The organism is Acinetobacter sp. UBA3132 (genome assembly GCF_002364825.1).
Lineage (GTDB): Bacteria > Pseudomonadota > Gammaproteobacteria > Pseudomonadales > Moraxellaceae > Acinetobacter > Acinetobacter schindleri.
This window is the reverse complement of sequence record NZ_DEZM01000147.1, coordinates 1,771-5,308: the sequence shown is the minus strand read 5'-3', so window position 1 is coordinate 5,308 and position 3,538 is coordinate 1,771. Positions and strand designations below refer to the sequence as shown.

The following is a 3,538-nucleotide window of genomic DNA, read 5'->3' as shown; positions in this document are numbered from 1 at the left end:
TTCTATGTATGCCCCATAGTATTTTAGAAAGGCGCCTAATAAGCGATATAACTCCTTTGAATGTGAGTGAACAATCGCCGTCATTTAAATAATAGAAGATAAAAAACAAAAGCTTAAAGCCAAATTTGTTTTTTATCAAAAGGGTAATAATAAGGAAGTCACATGAAAGAGACCAAGAGTGAGCTAGCAGGTACTGATCGTCCGGATTTGAAAAATCATAATGAGAAGAATGCCCAGCTTGATGCATACCGTCGTGATGCAACTGGGCAGGCTCTGACCACCAACCAGGGGGTGAAAATTTCTGATAACCAGAATAGCCTGAAAGCTGGTACCCGTGGTGGAACTTTGCTGGAAGACTTTATCTTTCAGGAAAAAATGACGCATTTTGACCATGAGCGTATTCCTGAACGTATTGTGCATGCCCGTGGTGTGGCAGCACATGGTGTATTTAAGGCTTATCCTGGCAATGAGCGCTTTACCAAGGCTGGATTCCTGACCGATACTGAGCGCGAGACTCCTATGTTTGTGCGCTTTTCTACCGTACAGGGTCCACGAGGTTCAGCGGATACAGTACGTGATATTCGCGGTTTTGCGATGAAGTTCTATACTCAGGAAGGGGTATATGACCTGGTGGGAAATAATGCGCCAGTATTCTTTATCCAGGATGGAATCAAGTTCCCGGATTTCGTGCATGCGATGAAGCCTGAACCACATACCGAAATTCCTACTGCACAGAGTGCGCATGATACATTCTGGGATTTCGTTTCTCTCGTACCTGAAACTGCCCATGCGGTGATGTGGGCAATGTCTGACCGTGCTATTCCACGTAACTTCCGTTCAATTCAAGGCTTCGGTGTCAATACTTTCCGTATGATCAATGCGGATGGTGAAGCAGTCTTTGTTAAATTCCACTGGACACCAAAACAAGGTCTGACCCAGCTGACTTGGGATGAGGCACAAAAACTGGCAGGTCGTGACCCAGATTTTCACCGTCGTGATTTGTATGATGCAATTGAGTCAGGCAATTATCCGGAATGGGAACTAGGTGTACAGATCGTACCTGAAGCCGATGAGCACAAGTTTGATTTTGACCTGCTGGATGCGACTAAACTCATTCCTGAAGAGCTTGTACCGGTTACACCAATCGGTAGCTTTGTACTTAACCGTAATGTGGAAAACTTCTTTGCAGAAACCGAGCAGGTGGCCTTCTGTCCGGCACATATTGTACCGGGGATTGATTTCTCGAATGACCCATTACTACAGGCACGTGTGTTCTCCTATACCGATACACAGTTGATTCGTCTGGGTGGACCAAACTTCCACCAGATTCCAATCAACCAGCCAGTTTGCCCATTCCATAATAATCAGCGTGATGGTTATCATCAGCGTGCGATCCATCGTGGACAGGCCTCTTATGAACCAAATTCTATCGATAATAACTGGCCAACGGAAACCACACCGGCAGCGTCGAATGGTGGTTTCGAAAGTTATGCCGAGCGTATTGACGGACGTAAGATTCGTGAGCGTAGTCCATCATTTAGTGACCACTTTACCCAGGCACGATTGTATTACCGCAGTCTGACGCCATATGAACAACGTCATGTGGTGAATGCTTATGTTTTTGAGCTGAGCAAGGTGCAACGTTTGTATATCCGTGAACGTGAAGTGCTAGAAATTCTGTGCAATATCGATCTAGATCTGGCTCAGCAGGTCGCAACCAAACTGGGGATTGTAATTCCGCCAGAAAAACTGAATGTGGAATTGCCGGAAGTAACACCATCTAAACGCATTTCTCTGGAAGCCTTCCCGGCGCCCGATATCAAGGGCAAGAAAATTGCTGTTCTAGTGCATGACAAGGTTAATCAGGCGAATGTGGATGCGGTATTAGCTTGGGCCAAGGAGGAAAGTGCCATTGCTGAGGTACTCGCCCCGACACCTGCACCTGTATTGAGCAGCAATGGTGCAGAAGTAATGGCAGATGGTATGCAACGAGGTGAGCCATCAGTACTTTATGACGCCGTTGTTATGGTCGATGGTGATAATTATGACCAGGTGTTGAAAGACGGCACGGCTAAACACTACATCATTGAAGCTTACGTACACTTAAAGCCAATTGTGCTCTTGGGTGAAAAAGCTGACCTGATCAATACTTTAGGCCTGGTCGCTGATGAAGGCACGCTTTCACATCAAGACTTCAAATCCGTCGCTATGGAATTAAAGCAACTGATTATGAAACATCGTGTTTGGGCGCGTGAACCAGTATCAGAAATGATTCCAGGTTAAAACAGCCGAGTCAAAAAAAAACTCCCTCAAATTGAGGGAGTCTTTTTAGGCTGTATAATTTAAATCAATCAGCTCGTATCTACATCTGTTTATCCACAAATGCATTCTGTTCAAATGCAATCCAAATGAGCGTCACAAAACCTATCCAGATGATTAAAATTCTTATAAATTTTTAGGTTTGATAACTGGATTCATTATTTATTTCAGATGAACTTCTTTATTTTTCACCAGGCGGCCAGCGGCGGTTTACGAAGTTACCTGCATTATTATAATGAATCACTTTGGCATAATTTCCCACGGCTGTGGCATTTTCAGGAATGTCTTTAGTGACCACACTACCAGCACCGATCGTGGCATTGTTGCCAATTTTGACATTATCAATAATGCAGACATTCGGCCCAATATAAACATTATCGCCGATATAGGCTGCCTGTTTCCCGCCATTGGCACCAATGGTCGTAAATTGTGACAGATTCATATTGTTACCAATGATTGTAGTGGGGTTCACTACTACATGTCCACCATGGCCGATATATAATCCATAACCAATTTGCGTACTGCAATGAATGTCGATGCCGTATTTCTTTTTCTTATAATAAAAAATAGGGTAGGCCAATTTCGCAATAAATGAGTTGGAAGAGGCCAGACGCAACCAGAAGCTAAAATTAAAACCGCGGTTAAACAGATAGTTTTTAATCAGAGATTTTGCTGAAGTATCACCGCAATAGCGATACAGATCACTAAGAATAAATTGCCAGAGCATCGGGTAGAAAAGACTGCGTATTTTGCGCTGAAATGAATAAATTCGGAAGTCTGCAAGACTAGCGGATTTTATATAAATCACAATTGAAAAATTGTATGAATCTACTTTTAGAAATGTAATCAGGACTTGTGCCACCATGAAGTGCAACTTATATTAAGCCTACGGTAGGTCAAAAAACCATGCGACGCTACCAATAAGTTGGACGGATCAATGACAGTTAGTTGAGCTCGAATTTCGATTCAGGCAATAAATCTAGCACTAGCCATCCAACACAGAGCCCGCAGCGATGCGGGCTTTTTAATGTCTGGTTTTTAGTTTTGTCTGTGCGATTAAAGGGAATAGCAACAAACTATTCATTTGGTTCTGCAATCCATCTTATGCCGGAATAATATCCTGCTAAAAAATCTTACATATTCGTTTGAAAGCCTTTTAAATAAATATGTTATAAGAATTTAGAAGATGAGAATTAATAAATCCAATTAAAAGGAGGGT

At 42.8% G+C, this 3,538-nt stretch carries 2 protein-coding genes; one reads left to right on the top strand and one right to left on the bottom strand.

Annotated elements, in window-relative coordinates:
* Positions 1–162: 162 nt before the first annotated feature.
* Complete coding sequence (gene katE, locus B4033_RS08265) at positions 163–2,283, top strand: catalase HPII (RefSeq protein WP_286833124.1); 2,121 nt, start codon at positions 163–165, stop codon at positions 2,281–2,283.
* 217 nt (positions 2,284–2,500) lie between these two features.
* Here katE and B4033_RS08260 read toward each other — a convergent pair whose 3' ends face one another.
* A complete protein-coding gene (locus B4033_RS08260; RefSeq protein WP_286833122.1) occupies positions 2,501–3,046 on the bottom strand; it encodes a serine O-acetyltransferase in 546 nt (181 codons plus the stop codon).
* Positions 3,047–3,538 lie beyond the last annotated feature (492 nt).

What these genes read in the sequence shown, in the direction of transcription:
- katE (WP_286833124.1), top strand. Translation starts at nt 163, where the DNA reads ATGAAAGAGACCAAGAGTGAGCTAGCAGGTACTGATCGTCCGGATTTG.
- B4033_RS08260 (WP_286833122.1), bottom strand. Translation starts at nt 3,046, where the DNA reads ATGCTCTGGCAATTTATTCTTAGTGATCTGTATCGCTATTGCGGTGAT.